General features: G+C 68.5%; 18 protein-coding genes. 14 read left to right on the forward strand and 4 right to left on the reverse strand.

The genetic code is table 11. The features are described 5' to 3' along the window. Positions 1-32 precede the first annotated feature (32 nt). The 3 genes from VFZ09_RS05850 to VFZ09_RS05860 form a co-directional block, all read right to left on the reverse strand. On the reverse strand, positions 33-1,013 hold the full coding sequence (locus tag VFZ09_RS05850; protein WP_329726481.1) for an AAA family ATPase: 981 nt from the start codon (positions 1,011-1,013) through the stop codon (positions 33-35). Between the two features lie 194 nt (positions 1,014-1,207). Continuing rightward, positions 1,208-1,534 (reverse strand): STAS domain-containing protein, encoded by a 327-nt coding sequence (locus tag VFZ09_RS05855; protein WP_329726482.1) that lies wholly within the window; start codon positions 1,532-1,534, stop codon positions 1,208-1,210. Between the two features lie 199 nt (positions 1,535-1,733). Beyond that, entirely contained in the window at positions 1,734-2,447 is a 714-nt protein-coding gene (locus VFZ09_RS05860; protein WP_329726483.1) for a lytic transglycosylase domain-containing protein, read from the reverse strand. Between the two features lie 263 nt (positions 2,448-2,710). Here VFZ09_RS05860 and VFZ09_RS05865 point away from each other — a divergent pair, with 263 nt between their 5' ends. From VFZ09_RS05865 to cglE, 14 genes are all read left to right on the forward strand, one after another. Further along, complete coding sequence (locus tag VFZ09_RS05865) at positions 2,711-2,866, forward strand: lmo0937 family membrane protein (RefSeq protein ID WP_329726484.1); 156 nt, start codon at positions 2,711-2,713, stop codon at positions 2,864-2,866. After that, positions 2,863-3,423 (forward strand): hypothetical protein, encoded by a 561-nt coding sequence (locus tag VFZ09_RS05870; protein ID WP_329726485.1) that lies wholly within the window; start codon positions 2,863-2,865, stop codon positions 3,421-3,423. Before VFZ09_RS05865 ends, VFZ09_RS05870 begins: the two co-directional genes overlap by 4 nt. A gap of 54 nt (positions 3,424-3,477) precedes the next feature. Then, entirely contained in the window at positions 3,478-4,554 is a 1,077-nt protein-coding gene (locus VFZ09_RS05875; protein ID WP_329726486.1) for a HupE/UreJ family protein, read from the forward strand. A gap of 136 nt (positions 4,555-4,690) precedes the next feature. Then, positions 4,691-5,092 carry a hypothetical protein gene (locus VFZ09_RS05880; protein ID WP_329726487.1) on the forward strand — a complete coding sequence of 134 codons (402 nt, stop codon included), beginning with the start codon at positions 4,691-4,693 and terminating at the stop codon, positions 5,090-5,092. A 32-nt stretch (positions 5,093-5,124) separates the two neighbouring features. Continuing rightward, positions 5,125-5,898, forward strand: a complete 774-nt coding sequence (locus VFZ09_RS05885; protein WP_329726488.1) for a hypothetical protein — start codon at positions 5,125-5,127, stop codon at positions 5,896-5,898. 171 nt (positions 5,899-6,069) lie between these two features. Continuing rightward, positions 6,070-6,714 carry a 50S ribosomal protein L3 gene (rplC, locus tag VFZ09_RS05890; protein ID WP_414640674.1) on the forward strand — a complete coding sequence of 215 codons (645 nt, stop codon included), beginning with the start codon at positions 6,070-6,072 and terminating at the stop codon, positions 6,712-6,714. 258 nt (positions 6,715-6,972) lie between these two features. Then, positions 6,973-7,788, forward strand: coding sequence for an outer membrane beta-barrel domain-containing protein (locus VFZ09_RS05895; protein ID WP_329726490.1), 816 nt, complete (start codon positions 6,973-6,975; stop codon positions 7,786-7,788). Positions 7,789-7,802: 14 nt separating this feature from the next. Then, positions 7,803-8,900: an outer membrane beta-barrel domain-containing protein gene (locus VFZ09_RS05900; RefSeq protein WP_329726491.1), complete on the forward strand. Its 1,098-nt coding sequence runs from the start codon at positions 7,803-7,805 to the stop codon at positions 8,898-8,900. 10 nt (positions 8,901-8,910) lie between these two features. Beyond that, positions 8,911-10,443 carry a tetratricopeptide repeat protein gene (locus VFZ09_RS05905; RefSeq protein ID WP_329726492.1) on the forward strand — a complete coding sequence of 511 codons (1,533 nt, stop codon included), beginning with the start codon at positions 8,911-8,913 and terminating at the stop codon, positions 10,441-10,443. A gap of 162 nt (positions 10,444-10,605) precedes the next feature. Next, the gene (locus VFZ09_RS05910) at positions 10,606-14,277 is read left to right on the forward strand and encodes a tetratricopeptide repeat protein (protein ID WP_329726493.1); all 3,672 of its coding nucleotides are present in this window, start codon (positions 10,606-10,608) and stop codon (positions 14,275-14,277) included. 44 nt (positions 14,278-14,321) lie between these two features. Next, positions 14,322-15,707 carry a tetratricopeptide repeat protein gene (locus tag VFZ09_RS05915; RefSeq protein ID WP_329726494.1) on the forward strand — a complete coding sequence of 462 codons (1,386 nt, stop codon included), beginning with the start codon at positions 14,322-14,324 and terminating at the stop codon, positions 15,705-15,707. A 177-nt stretch (positions 15,708-15,884) separates the two neighbouring features. Next, entirely contained in the window at positions 15,885-16,166 is a 282-nt protein-coding gene (locus VFZ09_RS05920) for a hypothetical protein (protein WP_324949738.1), read from the forward strand. Positions 16,167-16,213: 47 nt separating this feature from the next. Further along, a complete protein-coding gene (locus VFZ09_RS05925; protein ID WP_329726495.1) occupies positions 16,214-18,124 on the forward strand; it encodes an AgmX/PglI C-terminal domain-containing protein in 1,911 nt (636 codons plus the stop codon). An 80-nt stretch (positions 18,125-18,204) separates the two neighbouring features. Beyond that, on the forward strand, positions 18,205-18,801 hold the full coding sequence (gene cglE, locus VFZ09_RS05930; RefSeq protein WP_329726496.1) for an adventurous gliding motility protein CglE: 597 nt from the start codon (positions 18,205-18,207) through the stop codon (positions 18,799-18,801). A gap of 158 nt (positions 18,802-18,959) precedes the next feature. Here cglE and VFZ09_RS05935 read toward each other — a convergent pair. Next, positions 18,960-19,828 (reverse strand): hypothetical protein (locus VFZ09_RS05935; RefSeq protein WP_329726497.1); only part of this gene is annotated, 869 nt, incomplete at its 5' end.

The following is a 19,828-nucleotide window of genomic DNA, read 5'->3' on the forward strand; positions in this document are numbered from 1 at the left end:
GATGCGGCGCCAGAGGGAGGGAGGCGGGGTGCTCACCGGGGCGCGACGACCTTCCGGGCGACCTCTTCGATGAGGTGGGTCGCCTCGTCACGGGTGTAGGCGCCCTGGTTGGCGCTGCGCAGCAGGAGCCGGTGGGCGAGGCACGGCGCGAGCACCGCCCGCACGTCGCCGGGGGTGACGAAGTCGCGCGACTCCCAGAGGGCGTAGGCGCGGGCGGCCATGCCCAGCGCGAGCACCGCGCGGGTGGAGGCGCCGCGCTCGATGTCGCCATGGGAGCGCGTGGCCTGGGCCAGCCGAACGATGTACTCGGCCACGGTGTCGTCCAGACGCTGGGCGGCCACCTGGGCACGCAGCTCCGTCAGCTCCTCGGGCGAGGTCACCGCCTCGAGGGCCTCCACGGGCGAGGACGCATCCCGCGTGGTGAGCAGGCGCGCTTCCACCTCGGGGGACGGGTGGCCCAGCGACAAGCGCATGAGGAAGCGATCGAGCTGCGAGTCCGGCAGCGGGTAGGTGCCGGAGAAGTCCACCGGGTTCTGCGTGGCCACGACGGTGAAGGGGCGGGGCAGGGCGTGGGTGGCGCCGTCGAGGGACACCTGGCCCTGGGCCATGGCCTCGAGCAGGGCGGACTGGGTGCGAGGCGGGGCGCGGTTGAGCTCGTCGGCGAGGACGAGCTGGCGGAAGAGGGGGCCGGGCCGGAAGGAGAAGGTGGCCGTCTGGGCGTGGAAGACCTGGGCGCCGAGGATGTCGGCGGGCATGAGGTCCGCGGTGAATTGGACGCGGGAGAAGGAGAGGGCGAAGGAGCGGGCGAGGGCCTCCACCAGCGTCGTCTTGCCCACGCCGGGGACGTCCTCGAGGAGCAGGTGCCCACCGGCGGCCATGCAGGTGACGGCGAGGCGGACCTCCTTGTCCTTGCCCTGGACCGCCAGGGAGAGGTTGGCGGCCACGCGCTCCAAAGCGGCCCGCGCCGTGGCGGGAGAGGGAAGGGGACTGACGGCTCTGGCAGGGGAGTTCATCGCGGCCCGCACTCTACTCCAGCCGTGCCGCTACTGAACCCCTGGGGTTGAGGGGGCTTGTGCACCCCAACCCGCACTCCATGTAAAACGGGCGTGAGTGGGATTCAACGCCCGAAAAGGCAATCGCCGCCCACCCTCCGTCGGGCGAGCGGCGATTCAGTACTCCGAGGCACTGCCTTGCCCGCGGGAAGGCCTCAGGCGAGGACTTCTTCCGGCGTGTAGTACGCCCGTGGCGACGCGATCGTCCCGGTGCTCAGGCCGAAGTAGCGGAACATCCGCTCGTGATGGCCCGCCAGCCCCCGGACCTGCACCTTGCGCTCCGACAGCGGACGGGTCAGCACCGCCACCGCCGAGTCACGGAACTCCTTCAGGTGCGTGAAGTCCACCACCACGTCCCCCGCCTCCAGCTCCTCCAGGGAGCTGCGCAGCGCCATCGCAGTGCGACCATCCAGCGTGCCGGTGAGCCGCAGGGTCAACCGCCCCGCGAGTTCTTCTCGTTGAATCTCAAGCCCCGCTACCATGGTTCGTCTCTCTCCGTCATGCCGCATGCGTCCCCTCGGAACCGGGCGTGTCGCAACGCCCGATCCAGGGTGGACCCTTCCACCCCGGCGCATGTCTCTGGCGGCGTACAGTGCGTCCGTTCTCTCGGGAAAGGCAGTCACATCCCTGAAAAAACCGGCCCACTGTCGGAGATCCGTCGTGCTGACTGTTCTCCACCCATCACCCCGGGCCGCCAGACGTTTGCTTCTGGGCTTCTCGCTGGGACACCTCGCGCGCCTGCTGGGCCTTCAGGCGGCGGAACTCCTTCATCACCTTGGCCGGATAGCCCGCCATGAAGCGATCGCGCTTGTCCTTCTTGGAGAGGATCTTCTTCGCCAGCCCCGGCCCCGCGTTGTACGCCACCAGAGCCCGCTCCGGAGAGCCGAAGCGCGCGATCAGATCCGCCAGATAGGCCGTGCCCAGCTCCACGTTCAGTTCCGAATCGAACAGATTGGTGTGGCGCTGCAGCTTGAAGCCCGCCCGGTCCGCCAGGTAGTTGCCCGTGTCCGGCATCACCTGCATCAGTCCCATGGCCCCCACGTGGGACACCGCGTAGTTGTTGAAGGAGCTCTCGCAGCGGATGACCGCCACCACCAGCATGGGGTCCATCTTGTTGCGCCGGGCCTCGCGGACGATCGCCATGGCCAGCCGCCGCTGCTGGCGCTCGGGCAGCCGTGAGGCCTCCACCGCCGTCACGATCCCCAACGCCTCCGCCTCCTCATAGAGCACCGCCTCCTCCTCGAGCCGGGCCAGATGGGCCTCCTGCGCCGCCAGCTTCGCGCGCAGCTCCGCCACCTCCGGACTGCTCTCCCCTGGGAAGTAGGGCTGGAAGGCCCCCGCCTCCATCCCCACCAACATCCCCGCCGTCACCATCGCCACCGTCCACCCTCGCATGACACACCCTCCCCACGCGCTCCGAACGGGCCACGCGTCCGTGTGGCAGATGACCGCCGCACAAAGCAGCCCGCGTGCCATCCGGCAAACGCCTGGAATCACGAGGCCGACGTCCGAGGTGGGAAGTGGTGGACCGGAAAAAATGTCCGATCTGGGAACCCATTTGCCCACCGTGAGACTGTCGAAAGGAGGGGTTGCCGCAACCGGCCGGGCGTCCCAGCTTTGCACACGGTTCCGAGACCATCGGGAGAGGAGTGGGCGGCGTGTACTGGACGATGAGTGCGATCCTGTTCGTGCTGTGGGCGCTCGGGCTGATCAGCGGCTCGACCGAGGGCAGGTGGGTTCACCTTCTATTGATCTTCTCCATGGTGACGCTGATCCTCGCGCTGGCGCGGCGGGGCAGGGGAGCCCTCGCATGAGGCGGGCTCCGGCGATCATCGATCTGGAGCTGCCGCGGGACGCGAGCGGCTTCGTGCGGCGCGAGTGTCCCCAGTGCCAGCGGGACTTCAAGACGCGGCCCTGCCGCCATGACGCGAGCATCCTCCAGCGGCGGCTCGCCTCGCTCTTCCCCTTCGAGAACGCTCACGAGAGCTTCGACGAGGTGCCGGACTGGTGGTGCCTCTACTGTGGCTACCGGGCGCCGGGGGACGAGTGGCTCACGCCTGGCCAGCAGGCGCATGTGGAGGCCATGGCGCGCGCCTGGGCCAACCACGTGCGCTACGAGCAGCTGGCCTACGTGTCGCGCACCCTGTCGCTCAACCCCCGGCCCACCTTCGTCAGCGTGGAGCCGGAGGCCCTGCCCGGGCCCATGCCGCCGGACGCGGATGATCTGCGGATCATCCCCCTGGTGTGCTGCGGCGAGGAGGTGAAGGCCCTCTGGGACTGGGAGGGTCCGCTCTTCTGTCCCCGCTGCGGCTCCCGGCACGGGGGCTTGAGTGGCCGGCAGCAGATCCACCTGGAGTTCATCCAGGAGTAGACGGACGCCTGCCCCCGGGGGCAGTCTGCGCCCCCGATGCGGCGGACGGCCTGGTTGGCGCTACCGCTCGCCCTCCTGGTGGTGGCCGGGAGCGCGAGCGCTCACGATGCGGACATCCTCTATGCGCAGCTCTGGCGCCCCGTGGCGGGCGGGCCGGAGGTGCATGAGCGCATCACCCTCACGGCGGGCACGCTCGCCCTGCTCATCCCCGCGGACGCGGATGGGGACGGCGTGCTCACCCAGGCGGACCTGGACGCGCGAGCACCCGCGCTGGCGGTGGGCATCTGGGACGCCGTGCCCCTGAGCGCCGGGGGTCAGCCCTGTACCCGTACCCACACCAACGCCCGGGCGCGCGCGTCCTTCGTGGAGCTCAACGCCACCTTCCAGTGCGCCCCCGGCGAGCTCCGCCAGCGCTTCTCCCTGCTGTCCGTGCTGCCGTCCCAGTACAAGGTGGTGCTGGGCAGCTACGTCCAGGGCGAGCAGGGACAGCGCTTCGCGGATGCCTCCCAACCCACACTCATTGTATCCGAGGGAGTGTCCGGGCCCGGACAACCGGAGCGTGCGCGCGCCTCGGGGCTGCTCGACTGGGTGGGGCTGGGCCTGGTCCACATCTTCGGGGGAATCGATCACCTGGCCTTCCTGCTGGCCCTGCTGCTGGTGGGGGGGAGCTTCCGGCGGGTGCTGCTGCTGGTGACGGCCTTCACCCTGGCCCACTCCCTCACGCTGGGGGCCACCGCGCTGGGCTTCATCCTCCTGGACGACGCGCGCACGCGCTGGGTCGAGGCGGCCATCGCCGTCTCCATCATCTGGGTGGCCCTGGAGAACCTGGTGCTGCGCGAGCACCGCCACCGGGCCCTGCTGACGTTCCTTTTCGGACTGGTGCACGGCTTCGGCTTCGCCAGCGTGCTGGGGAGCTACGGCCTGGGCGACTCGGTGGTGGCGGGCCTGTTCGGCTTCAACCTCGGCGTGGAGCTGGGGCAGGCCGTGATCGTCGCCGTGCTGCTGCCGCTCGTGCGGATCGTGGAGCGCAGGCCCGTGTGGCACCACCGGACGGTGCGTGCTCTGTCGCTCCTCATCCTCGCGGCCGGCGGATATTGGTTGATGGAGCGCGCTTGGGGCCCGATCGGTTGAATCCGCGCGAGTCCATCCCTAGTTTGCTCGCGGGATTGGGGGCAGCACCTGGGGAGGGCCGATGGGCGCAAGGCATACCCGCTTGGCTGCAGCACTGGCCGCGGCATGGGAGTCCGAGGTGGTTTCGGCGCGTCGTATGACGATGTTGGCCGAGCGACTCGGGGATAGCCGCGGGCGGGCGCGGCTGATGGTTCTGGCCGCTTTCTGTAGGGCACACGCCTCGAGGCTGCTGGCCCGGCTGGCGGCGCTCGGCCGCGGGCCGCTGCCCGTGCCGCCCGAGGAGATCACCCTCGATGAGGACACGGTGATGGAGCTGCGCCGGGAGGGGGCCTTCGCCCGCGCCTCGGCCGCCCGCTACGAGTCCACCGCCGAACTGGCCCGCCAGCACGCGGACCTGTCCAGCGCCTGGGTCTGCGAGCTCAACCGCACCGAGGAACAGGACAGGGCCCGGGAGCTCTTCGCCCTGGCCGAGGGCGCCGCCCAGGCCGCCGCCGAGGCCAGCCTGTCCTCCGCCGCCGCCGCTCCGGCCGATAGCTGACAGCCCGCTCGCCTTGGGCGTAAAACACGCCCATGGCCAAGGCGGAGAGCTACAACGATCTGATTTTCCAGCTCGGCGATCTCGCGAGAGATCGCCTGGCGGGCAAGCCCAACTGTCCCCGGACCATGGACCGCGTCTACCGCGCCGAGGCGGCGCTGGTGGCCCGGCGGGACGAGTTGGCCGCGCTCGAGCAGCAGATGAATGACGAGGACGCGGCCTGGCAGGACTCCCTCGCCCAGTACGAGGACAAGCGGGCCGCCGAGCTGGAGATCGTCAAGAAGTGGAAGAAGGCGGTGGATGCCGTGGAGGGGCAGACGAAGACCCTCCGCAAGTCGCTGTCCAACCGCCGGGCGGATCTGCGCTACGCCCAGGACGCGCTCAAGAAGCTGGAGAAGAAGCACGCCGACCTGGAGCTCGTCACCACCGACGAGTCCAAGCTGGGTGCCTCGCGCGACAACATCAAGAAGAACCGCATCACGATGATGCGCCTGGCGCGGGACGTGGAGGACCTGGAGAAGCAGGTCGAGCTGGCGCTCACCCCCAAGCCCGGTCAGCCCGGTGCGCCCGGCATCCTGGCGCACAAGCGCATGCTGGACATGGAAGACGCCATGAACGCCCAGAAAGAGGCCGTCGACCAGGCGATGGCGGAGATCGACCGGGCGATCGCCGAGAAGGAGACCGAGGTCCAGGCCGCGGAGGATTATCTGGACCAGGCGTTGTTCCTGCTCGGCGAGGACGTGTACGCCCAGCGCATCCAGGACGCGCAGCTCGCACCGTTCTACCCGCGGTTGGATCGCGCGCAGTGAAGCACCGCCCTCCCTCCGTGCTTGACGGTAGGGGGTGAGCTGCTACATTGCGCCGCTTCCTGGCGTCCGGGGAATGGAAGTCGGACGCAAGTTGCTGAAATCATTGATGTTTCGCGCCATGGGCGCAGCTGTGAGGACGACGTGAAGGGTTTGATTGGCAAGAAGATTGGGATGACCCAGGTGTTCAACGACGAGGGCAACCTCGTTCCGGTGACGGTGGTCGACGTCAACACCTGCCAGGTCGTGGGCAAGCGGACGCCGGAGAAGGACAAGTACTCGGCGGTGACGCTGGGCTTTGGCGTGGTCCGCGAGAAGAGCCTGAGCAAGGCCGAGGTGGGCTTCTTCAAGAAGAGCGGCGCGCAGCTGCGCCGTCACCTGAAGGAGTTCCGCGTGTCCCCCGAGGACGCTGCGGGCTACAACGTGGGCGACGCCGTGAAGGCGGACCTGTTCGCGAAGGGCCAGCTGGTGGACGTCACGGGCGTGACCAAGGGCCGTGGCTTCCAGGGCGTCATGAAGCGCTGGAAGTTCAAGGGCTCGCAGACGGCCACGCGCGGCACGCACGAGTACCGCCGTCACCCGGGCGCCATCGGTCAGCGTAAGACGCCCGGCCGCGTGTACCCCAACAAGAAGCTGCCCGGTCACTACGGCGTGGAGCAGGTCACCACCCAGAACCTGGCCGTGGTGGACGTGGACGTGGAGAAGGGCCTGCTGCTCATCAAGGGCACCATCGCCGGCCACAACGACGGCATCGTCATCGTCCGTCCGAGCATCAAGGTCGCGCTGCGCGAGCAGCACAAGGCGGCCCGCACCAAGTAAGCCGTCCCCCCTGTGTGTGCCCCCTCCCTCGCCAGGGGGAGGGCCGGACCATCGTCCTACCGAGACTCCAGGCACCGCCACAGGGTTCATCGACGCCCCGCACCGGCTACCCTCCGGGCGGGGCGTTCGTGTTTCCGGGCCCCGGAAACGTTGGCCAGCGTGCGCTGGCATGCCGTGTGTAGACGAAAGCACACCCCGAGTGAGCCTGGTCCCTTGCTCCTGGGTGATCGCGTGCCCACATGTCCGAGCCACACGGTCATGAATGCACGCCACCTTCCCCGTTTCGTTTCGCTGGCCCTGGTACTGACGGCGCTGTCCGCCTCGGCCCAGGAGCAGGTGCTGGACCCGGCCGCCGTGCGCCACCGGCTCTTCTCTCCGGAGCAGCGGCTGGAAGCGTCCTTCACGGTGGGCCTGCCCGCGCGCGAGTACCTCACCGCGCACTACAACCTGAACGCCGGCCTGGCCTACAACTTCTTCAACACGCTCGCCCTCGAGGCCCGCGCCGGGTACGCGCTCAGCCGCCACACGGGCCTGGCCCGCTCCATCTCCGAGAGCTTCCTCGCCCGTGAGGACAAGAAGATCACGGACGAGCTCGAGGACATGTGGGAGATGAATCTGCACGGCGTGGTGGGCGCGCGCTGGGCTCCCATCTACGGCAAGCTGTCGCTGCTGGCGGATGAGACGGCCCACTTCCAGGCCTACCTCTGGGCCGGTGGCGGCCTGGCCTCGTTGCGGCGCCAGTCCGTCATCCAGTGCACCCAGGTGGTGAATCGCGATCTGGGCATCTGCGACAACCGCACGGATCCGAACAACGGCCTCACCGCGACGCAGTCCTTCTGGCGGGTGGACACGCGCATGGCGCCGGTGGCCACCGGGGCGGTGGGCTTCCGCTTCTTCCTGTCCAACGGGCACGCGGTGCGCTTCGAGCTGCGCGACTGGGTCTTCACGGACGAGTACCGCGTGAACGTGGAGCGCGAGCTCTGGGAGCAGGGCAGGGAGAGTGGCACGCCCGCGCCCAACCCGGGCCTGACGCATCTGGTGCAGTTCGATCTCGGCTACTCCTTCATCTTCTGAGGCTGACGTCCCGCATGCGACCGACCGCGTTCCTCGCCGTTCTCCTGTCCGCCTCGCTGGCGTCCGCGCAGGAGGAGACCCCGGCGCCGCCCTCGGAGACGGCGCCCATCCCCGTGAAGCCGGAGCTCAAGCCCCCGGCCCCGGATGCGCCTCCGCCGCCCGTGCCCGAGCCCCTGGACACCCAGGCGCCCGTGCCTCCCCAGGACGCGCCGCTGGCCACGTCCGGAGAGTCCGAGCTGCGGCCGGTGGCGGATCCGAATGAGCAGCGCCTGGTGAACGGGGCGCCGCTGCACAACCCGAACGTGGCCGTCCACGTGGTGCAGAAGAAGCGCTTCGCGGACGAGGGCCGGCACGAGTTCACGCTCTACCCGGTGGTGGCGCAGGTGAATGGCCGCTTCACCGAGCACGCCGGCAGCGCGCTGCACTACACCTACCACCTGCAGGAGAACTTCGGCCTGCAGCTCTCCAGCACGTACAACTGGTACTCCAACGAGAGCCTCTTCAACCTGGAGCTCATCGACAAGGTGCGCGAGCAGGCGCAGGCGGCCTCGGCGCTGCTGCTGGTGTGGGGCGCGCAGGCGGGCGTGGAGGTGACGCCGCTCTACGGCAAGTTCGCCTTCTACGACAACCACCTGCTGCAGTTCAGCCTCGTGCTCAATGGCGGCGCGGGCATCGGCTCCACGCGCGTGCTCGTCCGCCCCGAGGTCTCCAACCAGGTGGACGGCGAGTCCTTCACCGTGCCCGCGCGCTTCGGCGACACGGGGACGAAGTTCCTCGGCTCGGTGGGCGGTGGCTTCCGCGTGCAGTTCGGCGACTCCATGGCGCTGCGCCTGGAGGTGAGGGATCTCGTCTACACCGCCCGCGTGGACCGGGTGGACGGCTGCAACCTGCAGGACTTCCAGAAGCTGGAGGACGCGCGGGGCAGCGGCCAGGACTTCTCGCAGCTCGGCCTGACGGGCGGCTGCCAGTACAAGAAGTTCGACGGGGTGGACCCGAAGACGCGCAAGAACTACCGCGAGGACATCGTCCTGGGGAAGGACCTGGTCAGCAACCCGTCCTCGGACGTGCTCAACAACCTGAGCTTCTACGGCGGCTTCTCCTTCCTGTTCTGAGACCCTCGCCATGCACCGACTGATTCTCGCCACCTTGCTGGTCCTCGCGCCGCTGGCCTCCGCGCAGGACATGAATGCCTACAACCAGGCGCTCGCGAGCTTCAACGCGGGCAAGCTGGACACCGCGGCCCCGCTCTTCTTCGAGCTCGCCGCCCATGCGCAGGACTCCGACGTGCGCGCCCGGTCCGAGTACTACCTGGCTCAGGCGTATGCCCGGAAGAAGCTGCCCATCAGCGCGCTCGTCTCCTACGCGGCCATCGTCAACGCCGGCCCCCAGCACCCGTCCTACTTCCAGGCGATCGAAGGGCTGGTGGACGTGCAGCAGCAGCTCAACGAGCAGAACCTCGTGCCCAACCTCCTCGACAAGGCCTACACGCCCGAGGTGCAGGACAAGTGGGTGCGGCTGCCTCGCGAGGTGCTCGCGCGCGTGCAGTACCAGGTGGCCACCATCCGCCAGCGCCGCGGCCGCTTCGAGGAGGCCCGCGCGCTGCTCGAGGCCGTGCCCTCCGACAGCCGCGTCTACGCCCGCGCCCGCTATCTGCTGGGCGTGGTGCTGGCCGATCCGCACTTCCCGGGCCGTCCCGCCGAGGCGGACGCGTTGGATGCCGCCGCCCTGGCCGCCTTCCAGGGCGCGCTGGACGCCAAGGCGCCGCAGATCGCCCATGACGAGGTGAAGCAGCTCTCCCTGCTGGGCATCGGCCGCCTGCACTACGGCCGCCACGAGTACCCTCGGGCCGTCGACTCCTACGAGGCCGTGCCGCGCTACGCCCGCTTCTGGGATCAGGCCCTCTTCGAGAACGGCTTCGCCCGCTTCCAGAACGAGGACTTCGGCGGGGCGCTCGGCAGCCTCCAGGCGCTGCACGCCCCGCAGTTCGAGGGCGCCTTCCAGCCCGAGTCGTGGATCCTCAAGGCGACCGTCTACTACTACAGCTGCCTCTTCGACGAGGTGAAGACCACGCTGAAGGCCTACGAGCAGCTCTACGAGCCCATGGCGAAGCAGCTCGAGCCGTTCTCCGGCGAGGACGTGGACCTGCTGAGCGCCTACAACCTGGTGGCCGCGGAGAACCGCCGGCTGCCGCGCCCCATCTACCTGTGGATCCGCGGCAACGAGCGCATCCAGGACGTGATGCGGATGATCGCGCAGGTGGACACCGAGAAGCGTGAGGTGGCCGCCCTGAGCGACTGGCAGGGCACGGGCATGGTGCCGGAGCTCACCTCCTCGCTGGAGGAGGTGCGGGGCACGCTGATGCAGATCGGCGGACGCTTCGCCAAGAGCCGCCTGCAGGAGGCCGCGCAGAACCTGCGCACCTTCGCGGACCAGGCGGAGATCATCCGCGTGCAGACGGCGCTCGACGAGAAGGACCTGCTGCTGGCCGGCGTGGACCAGAAGGCCGTCCTGAAGACCCAGTCCATCTACCGGCCGAAGATGCCCGGCGCCGCGTGGAACTACTGGAAGTTCCAGGGCGAGTTCTGGCGCGACGAGATCGGCTACTACCAGTACACGCTGAAGCGCGGCTGTCCGGCGAAGCTCCAGCAACAATAAGTCCTCTACGCGGGTGGTGGAGCACTTCTCATTCCAACACCGCATTTCTACTTTCCCTCGTCCCTTTCGGTAGGTGGTGAGGGAGGCGATGGGGGCGGCCCGGCTTCTCGTGGAGCTGGAGGGGCGCGCTCTTTTTTCCTCGCACCCTCCACAGGAGCTCGCATGAAGGCGGTCCTTCGTTTCGGTGCGCTGGCGGTGGGCGTGGCGCTCACCGCGGGCGGGGCAGGGGAGGCGGCACAGCCCTCGGGCAAGTCCTCCCAGGCCGCGCGCAAGCAGGCCTCGTCCAAGCAAGGCCCTTCCAAGCCGGCTGAGGCCAGGGAGACGCCTTCCAAGGAGGCCGCGCGCACGGCGCCCCAGGAGCGGGAGCCCGAGCGCCAGGGTCCGGCCCGCATGGGTCCCGCGCGCATGGGTCCGGGATCGGACAACACGCCGCGCATCGCCGATGCCCAGAAGGACGGGCTCGCGGACCGCAAGCGCGACGAGGCCATCGAGGGCTTCAAGCGCCTGATCCCCAAGCTCCAGGAAGGCTCGCACCGCCGGGCGGACATGCTCTACCGGCTCGCCGAGCTCTACTGGGAGAAGTCCAAGTACCTCTACCAGCAGGAGATGAACCGCTACCTCGAGGCGGAGAAGGCCTTCGACGCGGCCACCGCCCGCGGCGAGAAGCTGGAGGCGCCCAAGCAGGATCACCGCGAGAGCGAGCGCTTCCGCACCGAGACGATGCGCATCTACGAGGACCTGCTGAGCGGCTACGTGGACTGGCCCCAGCGAGACGAGATCCTCTTCTACCTCGGCTACAACCTCCAGGAGCTCGGCCGGCGCGATGACGCCGTGAAGCGCTACCTGCAGCTGATCGAGGAGTTCCCCCAGTCGCAGTTCGTCCCGGACACCTACGTCCAGCTGGGCAACCACTACTTCGACAACAACAAGCTCAAGGAGGCCCGCTCCTACTACGAGAAGGCGCGCGCCTCGAAGGTGCCCAAGGTCTACGCCTACGCCGTCTACAAGCTGGCGTGGTGCGACTACAACGCGGGCGCCTACGACGAGGGCCTCGCGAAGCTGCACGAGGTGGTGGACTACGCCGGTGATCGCGGCGAGGAGCTGGGCGACCTCAAGACCGAGTCGCTCAACGACCTCATCGTCTTCTACGTCAAGCTGGACAAGGGCCAGGAGGGCATCGCCTATTTCAAGGCCAAGGCCCCCGAGAAGCGCCAGGAGCGGCTGATCTCCAAGATGGCCGCCCAGCTCATGGACGTGGGCCTGTACGACAGCGCCATCGAGACGTACCGCGTCCTGATCCAGGACAAGCCCAAGGGCCCCGGCGCTCCCGAGTACCAGCAGTCCATCGTCCGCTCCTACGAGGGCCTGCGCCAGCGCAACCAGGTGCGCGCCGAGATGAAGCGCATGGTGGAGCTGTACCGGCCCGGCGGCGAGTGGTGGCAGGCCAACACCGGCAACAAGCCCGTGCTGCGCAATGCCTTCAGCGTCACCGAGGAGGCCATGCGCGTCATGGTCACCGACTACCACCAGGAGGCCCAGAAGACGCGCCAGGTGGAGACGTACCGGCTCGCCCGCGACATCTACAAGCAGTACGTGGACACCTTCGCCACCAGCGATGATCCCGAGTTCATCTCCGACTCCGCCTTCAACATGCGGTTCTTCTACGCGGAGATCCTCTGGGCCCTCGAGGAGTGGGAGGCCGCCGCCGCCCAGTACGACGCCGTGGTCGCCTTCAAGATTCCGGAGCGCGACTCGGCCCGCGAGGTCTCCAACGAGACCTACCGCAAGAACGCCTCCTTCGCCGCCATCATGGCCTACGACAAGCTCGTGAAGATCGAGCGCGGCCAGTTGGCCAGGAGCGATCTCAAGGACGGCCAGAAGGTCGACGAGAACAAGTCCAAGGGCCACGTCGAGAAGAAGGGCCGCATCACCAAGAAGGACACGGCTCAGGCCGAGGAGCCGCTCACGCGCTTCGAGGAGCGCCTGGTCGCCGCGTGCGACACGTACAACACGCTCTACCCGGACAACCCGGATGAGATCGACCTGCGCTACCAGGCCGCCCTCATCGTCTACGACCGCCACCGCTACATGGACGCGGCCCGGCGCTTCGGGGAGATCATCCACAAGTACCCCGCCGAGCGGCGCTCGCGTGACGCGGCCGACCTCACCATGTACGTGCTCGAGTCCCGCGAGGAGTGGCTCGAGCTCAACAAGCTCTCGCGGCAGTTCCTCGCCAACGAGAAGCTGCTCAAGCCCAGCCCCGAGTTCGCCGCCCGCGTGGCCCGCGTCGTCGAGGGCTCGCAGTACAAGTGGATCCACGAGGTCGTCTACCAGAAGGAGAAGAACCCGGCGAAGGCCGCCGAGCTCTTCCTCGACTACGTGAAGGAGTTCCCCAGGTCGGAGAACGCGGACCGCGCGCTCACCTCGGCCATGGTCATCTTCCAGGAGGCCGGGCAGCTCGACCGCGGCGTGGCCGCTGGCGAGCGCGTCCTCACCGACTACGCGGGCAGCCCCTTCGAGCCGAAGATCCGCTACACGCTCGCGCGCCTCTACGAGAAGCTCGCCGAGTTCCGCAAGGCCGCCGCCATGTACGCCGCCTTCGTGGACGCCCATGACGCCGCCTCCCGCGCCGACGCCGCTCGCAAGGCGAAGCCGGTGGCCAGCAAGGGCAAGGACTCGAAGGGCAAGGACGCCAAGGCCAAGGACGCCAAGAAGGAGTCCCTGTCCAGCGACACGCCGAACGCCGGCGAGGCCCGCGCCAACAGGGACGAGGAGCGCCACCAGTTGCTCACCGAGGCCAGCGCCTGGGTGCCGGATGCGCTCTTCAACGCCGGCCTCTGGTGGGAGGGCGTGGGCGAGTCCGACAAGGCCATCTCCGCCTACCGCGCGTACATCGCTCGCTTCAAGGCCCGGCCGGACGTGCCGCAGCTCGCCTACAACATCGGCCTCGTCCACGAGAAGGACGGCAAGCACGCCGAGGCCGCGCGTGCCTTCGAGTCCTTCGCCGAGACGTACGGGCGCGACTCGCGCACCACCGCCGCCCAGCTCTACCTGGCCCGCTACCGGCAGCTCATCGCCTACCGCGAGCTGAAGAACGTCCGCGACACCGAGCGCATGCAGGGCGAGCTCGTCCGCGGCTGGGCCAGGCTGTCCCAGGAGGAGAAGCAGCGGCCGGACCTCCTCGACGCCTACGGCCACGCGCGCTTCCTCGCGGTGGAGTACGACTGGCAGCGGTACACGAACATCCGCTTCAAGAACGTGGCCACCATCCGGCGCGACCTCGCCGCCAAGCAGCAGTCCATCCAGAAGCTGGAGAAGGCCTACGTGGACGTGCTCGGCACCGGCTCGGGCGAGTGGGGCATCGCCGCGCTCACCCGCATCGGCCTCGCCTACGCGGACTTCGCGCGCAACATCCTCGAGTCCCCGGATCCCGCCGGGCTCGACGAGGAGCAGACGGCCATGTACCGCGCCGAGCTGGAGAACCTCGCGCTCCCGCTCGAGGACAAGGCCACCGAGGCCCTCGAGAAGGCGCTGGGCAAGGCCTACGAGCTGTCGCTCTACAACGAGTGGACCCTGGCCGCGCAGGACCAGGTGAACCGCTACCGCCCCGGTGCCTATGCGCAGGTGCGCCAGGTTCCCTTCCGCGGCAGCGAGTTCTTCGTCACCGCGGACGTGGCCAAGGAGCCCGGCCTCCCCGAGGTCAGCCAGGCCACTCCCGCTTCCCAGGAGCCCGCCGCGCCCCCGGCTCCGGCTCCGGCGTCCACTGAGACCCCGGCTCCCGCGGGCAACGCGGCGCCCATTCCGCCCACCGCCTCCGGGGAGGCCCAGCCGTGAAGGTGACGCACATGCATCCGCAGGCATCCGCAGGGAGTACGTTCATGGCGTTCCGCCGCACCCTCGCCGCCGCCACGCTGGCCCTCACCACCGCGTGCGCCACGACCTCGCAGGTGAAGCCCGTGCCGGTGGCCACCACCGAGGCCCCGGCGCCCGCTCCCGCTCCCGTCGCCGAGACGAAGAAGGAGCGCGACCTGCGGGAGACCTTCGCCCAGGCCGTCGCCGCCTTCGACGCGGGGGACTACGCCAAGGCCGAGGAGGGCTTCCGCGAGGTGGTGGCCAAGGCGCCGCAGAGCCTCAATGCCCAGTTCAACCTGGGCGTCATCGCCGAGCGCCAGGGCCGGCCCGCCGACGCGCAGGCCGCCTATGAGAAGGTCCGCTTCCTCGAGCCCGGCCACGTGCCCACGCTGCTCAACCTGGGCCGCCTGTACCGGGTGCAGGAGAAGTACGAGGAGGCCATCGCCCTCTACGAGGCCGGGCTGAAGGTGAAGGGCCGCGAGCACGAGGCCTCGCTGCTCAACAACCTCACCGTGGCCTACCGGCTCGCCGGCAAGCACGAGCAGGCCGAGGCCACCGCCCGCCGCGTGCTCGCGCGCCACCCGGACGACGCCGAGGCGTACAAGAACCTCGCGCTCGTCTACTACGACCAGGGGAAGTACCGGCTCGCGGAGCTGGTGCTCGCCAACGCGCGCAAGCTCGATGAGAAGGACCCCGGCATCTACAACAACCTGGGGATGATCTACCTGAAGCTGGAGGACCGGCCCCGCGCGCTCGCGCAGTTCCAGAAGGCCGTGTCGCTCGACGAGCGCTTCGCTCCCGGCTACCTCAACCTCGGCGCCATGGCGCTGGCCTGGCGCGACTACGCCGGTGCCGAGCGCTCCTTCTCCAAGGCCGTGGAGCTGGAGCCCGGCTCGTCCGAGGCCTGGCTCTACTACGCCTATGCGTTGGACGGGCAAAAGGGCCGCGACGCCAAGAAGGGGCTCGCCGCGGGCGAGGCCTTCGAGAAGGTGCTCTCGCTGCGCGCGGAGCAGCCCGAGGCCCTCTGTGGCGCGGGCTGGGCCTACGCCGTCGAGCGCGCCGGCTGGGACAAGGCCGAGGGCTTCCTCCAGCGCTGCAAGGATCTGGGCTCCACGAGCGCGCAGGACAAGCAGCTGATCGACTCGAAGCTCCAGGGCATCGCGGCCATGCGCAAGAGTGGCCAGCCCGAAGCCGCGCCCGAGGAGAAGGCGCCCCATCCGGCCGCGGTCGGAGGCAGTGGTTCGATGCTCGACAAGGTGTCCGATGAGGCGGCGCCGCAGGAGGGCGCACCCGCGGAAGGTGCCGCTCCCGCGGAGGGTGGTGTCGCCGCGCCAGTCGATGGCGCAGCGGCCTCGCCGGAGCAGAGCGGGCCAGCGGCCGAGCCTCCGGCCGAGACCCCGAAGGCCGAATAACCTACCGGTTCCGGTGGGAAAATTTTTCCACTTACTGGGGCCTCACGTGGAGCGGGTGGAAGCGCTTCGCAGGGATTTCGCGGCATTCCACCACCCGGGGCGTTGGTGCAGGGCGTGCAAGGAAGCGGAAGGAACCTCATCAGGGACCCGCTGTCCCATCCGACGAGGAGGCCTGACATGAGACGACTGGCAGCGGCAGTGGCGGTGGTGGCGTTGTGGGCGGGGCCGGCGCTCGCGGAGGAAGAGCCGAAGACCCAGGTGAAGGTCATCCAGGAGGAGGACAAGGTCGTCGTTCGCAAGAAGACGACGATCGACTTCACCGACATGGCGGTGGAGGGCGAGCTCACGAAGCCCGAGGGCTCGTACGTGCTCAACCGGAAGAAGACGGACTTCCAGAGCCTCATCCGGGTTCGCGACAACTTCAATCCCGAGCTGCAGAAGTCGGTGGACAACCTCTAATGAGCGGCGTGGGCATGGCGGGTGGAAGGGAGGAGGAAGGATCCTCTATGGCGGCGGGGAAGAAGAACGGATTGAGGTTGAGGATCACCGGACCGGATGGCTCCGTGCACGAGGCCGTGTCCGAGGCCGAGAGCGTCATCGTGGGCTCGGGCGCTCAGGCGGCGGTGAAACTGCTGGACCCACGGGTGTCGAACCTTCACGTGATGTTGAAGGTCGAATCCACCGGCTCGGTGACGGCCATCGACCTGGGCAGCGAGAGCGGCACGCAGGTGGGCGGTCAGCGGGTGGTGGGACCGCGGACGCTCTCATCGGGTGACGTGCTGATGCTGGGTGGCTCGCGGGTGGAGGTGCTCTTCGGCAACGCCGAGGCGCCGCCTCCTCCAGCGGGCGCACAGGTGGAGAGCGGGGTAGGGCTGCAGGGCTCCATGCTGCACCCTCGAGCCCCGGAGCCGCGCGCTCCGGAGGTGGGCAACCGGGTGGTGCCTCCGGGCCTGCGCAACCGGGCCACTCCCGAGCAGGTGGTGCGGAGCAAGCAGGCTCCGGCGGCCCGGACGGCGCGCTCGCTCGTGGCGGCACACATCCGCGAGCCGCTGCCGCCCGAGGCGCTGCCCACCCAGGACGCCAAGGTCCTCCAGGTGCAGCTGCTCTGGGGCGACCAGATCATGTCCATCCAGCACTTCCGGGACGGCGTGCCGGTCACCATCGGCGAGGCGAAGAAGAACTTCTTCCACGTCTTCGAGTCCGAGGTGGGAGCGCGTCACGTGCTGGCGGTGGGGCGCGGCGAGCTGTACGAGCTGCACGTGCCCGAGTCCGCGGGCGTCATCGTCACCCACAACGGTGACGTGCGCACGAAGGACAGCCTGCGCGCAGAGGGCAAGCTGACGGCGTCTGGCAAGGAGCACGCGTACACGCTCGGTCTGCATGACCGGGCGGAGGTGTCGCTGGGCACGCTCACCTTCGTGGTGCGCTTCGTGAAGCCATCGCCCGCCGTGGCGGTGAGCTCACTGGCCGAGACGGACTTCACCTGGTTCAAGATCGCCGGCATCAGCTTCCTGGCGGCCGGCGCGTTCCTGGCGGCCATGCTGCTCACGCCTCGCTCCGAGGCTCCGTCCAGCGACGACATCTTCGCGAGCCAGCAGCGGGTGGCGAAGTTCCTGGTGCAGCCGGCGAAGCAGATCGACACCAGGCGCTTCGAGCAGAAGGGCGCGGAGGAAGGCGCCAAGGCCAAGGACGAGGAAGGCAAGTTCGGCAAGGAGGAGGCGAAGAAGGCCGAGGCCGATCCCTCCAAGCCGGGCACCCACATCGTCAACAAGAACAAGCGCGAGCAGGACCGCAAGGTGGTGGGCCGGATGGGCCTGCTGGGCGCGATGAAGGGCCTGAAGGGGGGCGCTTCCGACGTCTTCGGTCCGGGTGGCCTGGGCACGGGCATCAACAACGCGCTGGGCGGCCTCAAGAGCGGTGCGGGTCTCGGGGATGCGCAGGGCGTGGGCGGACTCGGCTCACGTGGCTCGGGCACGGGCGGTGGCGGTACCGCGCTGGGGCTCGGCGGCCTGGGCACCAAGGGCAATGGCCGCGGCCCGGGTGACGGCGGCGGCATCGACCTGTCGGGCCGTGGCAAGACGGTGACGAAGATCGTTCCTGGCAAGACCACGGTGGTGGGCGGCCTCGACAAGGACGTGATCGCGAAGATCATCCGGAGCCACCAGAACGAGATCAAGTACTGCTACGAGACCGAGCTCAACAAGAACCCGAGCCTCGCGGGCAAGGTGGCGGTGGCCTTCACGATCGATCCGGCGGGAGGAGTGTCGGAGGCGAACGTGACGGAGACCACGCTGAACAGCTCGGCGGCGGAGAACTGCATGCTCTCGCGCATCCGCCGCTGGAAGTTCCCCGAGCCCAAGGGCGGCGGTGTGGTGGCGGTGACGTACCCGTGGCTGTTCTCGCCCGCGGGTGAGTAGCCGCACACGTCTCCGTATCTCCAATCGAGTCAAGAACCCCTCTCCCTCTGGGAGAGGGTCAGGGTGAGGGTCGTTCCGATATGAAGAAGCCGCTGTTGGCCGCCGTGCTCGCGATGCTGCCCACTACCGCTCTGGCGGCGACGCCGCCGGAAGGAGTCCCGCTGGAGGTCCGCCGCGGCTTCTTCACCGAGGCCGATATCGGCACGTTCTTCACGCTGGGCGGGGAGAACGTCTACTCGAACGCGCAGACGTACCTGCAGCTGGGCGTGGGGTACGACCTGACGGACAAGGTCTCGATGGGCGTGCACTTCGGACTGGGCTCGTCGGCGGCGAACTGCTTCGCCGGGTATACGCCAGGCACGAACGTGTGCAGCATGTCCGACAACTTCACGGTGGCGTTCGCCGACGTGACGGCGGCGTACATGGTGCCGCTGGCGGACCGGCTCTACCTGATGCCGAAGGTGGCGGCGGGCCTGTCGCGGTTGGATCCGGCGCCGGTGGGAAGTGGAGACCCGGGAGCGGCGCTGACGGCGCCGAACGCGGGCCTGGGCATCGGCATCGAGTACGCGACGCCGATGGACCACTTCTCGGTGGGCGCGGACTTCCTGGCCCGCTACCTCATCGGGCCCAACATCCCCACCTTCGCCTTCTTCCCGCGGGTGAAGTACACGTTCTGAGCTTCGCGGGTTCGAATCACGTCGGGCGTACGAGCACGAGGCCGGATGCTGCTGGAATCCCAGCGGCTTCCGGCCTTGGTGTTCAAAGACTCGCATTCATGAACTGCAACCCCTGGCAGCATGAACCGCGGGTACGTGACGTCCATGGCCTTCTCCCCTCAATCTTCGCGAAAGAAATAGGATTCCTTCTCGTCGTTACGGGCCTCGTAACGCTCACCCGTCCAGCGGAACAACACGGCCGGAAGCACCTCCGTGTTCGCATCTCTGGCCGTGTCGGGCTTCGTGCTCTGCGCCGAGCTCACCTTGACCCAGTTGAAGACACCGTTCGTCTTCGACCCGGTCACGGCGATCACCGAGCAGAACCGGTCCTCCCATTGCCAGTCCCTGGGATCGACGCCCTCTTCATTGACGAGCACTGTGGGAGGGCCGTGACGGATGTACTTCCGATAGACGACCGTCTTCAGCACACGCTCAATCTTGTTGCCGTGGATCCGGAAGACCTGGAGCTCCTCTTCACTGGCCGTCTGATTGTTCGGCACGGGCTCCTCGTGGCTGAGCCTGAGCCCGAAGCCCACCTCGGTTCCAGTGAGCCGATAGGGAGCAAGATCGAACTCATGGTTGTATCCCTCCGGGAGGCGGATGGGCTGCTCCGCCTTGGCCAGCAAGGAAGGCTGCTTATCGGCGTCCACGGAGACCGCGAACAGCTCAAGTTGCTCCGAGTTGTTCAGGACACCAACGAGGTAGACCCCCCTTCGGGCCTTCCAGGCCCGGACATCCAGCTCGCCATGGGTTGGAGCGAGTTGGAGTGCCTCCTCGAGCGCGGACGTGGAGAGGCCCGGTGCTTTTTCCGCCTTGGGTTCATAGCGGTCGCATGTCCTGGCAGGGGAGGGCAGGATTGATCCAAAGTCCGTAGGAGAGGTTTTGAAGAGGGGGAGAGCAAGTCCAGACAATCTCAGGCAAAGAGGGGGCATCCCTCCGGACGGCGCTTGAAAGAAGGGCGCCGTGGAAGGACAGCAGTGAGGTGCAC

This window comes from Archangium sp. (genome assembly GCF_036277355.1).
Classification (GTDB): domain Bacteria; phylum Myxococcota; class Myxococcia; order Myxococcales; family Myxococcaceae; genus Archangium.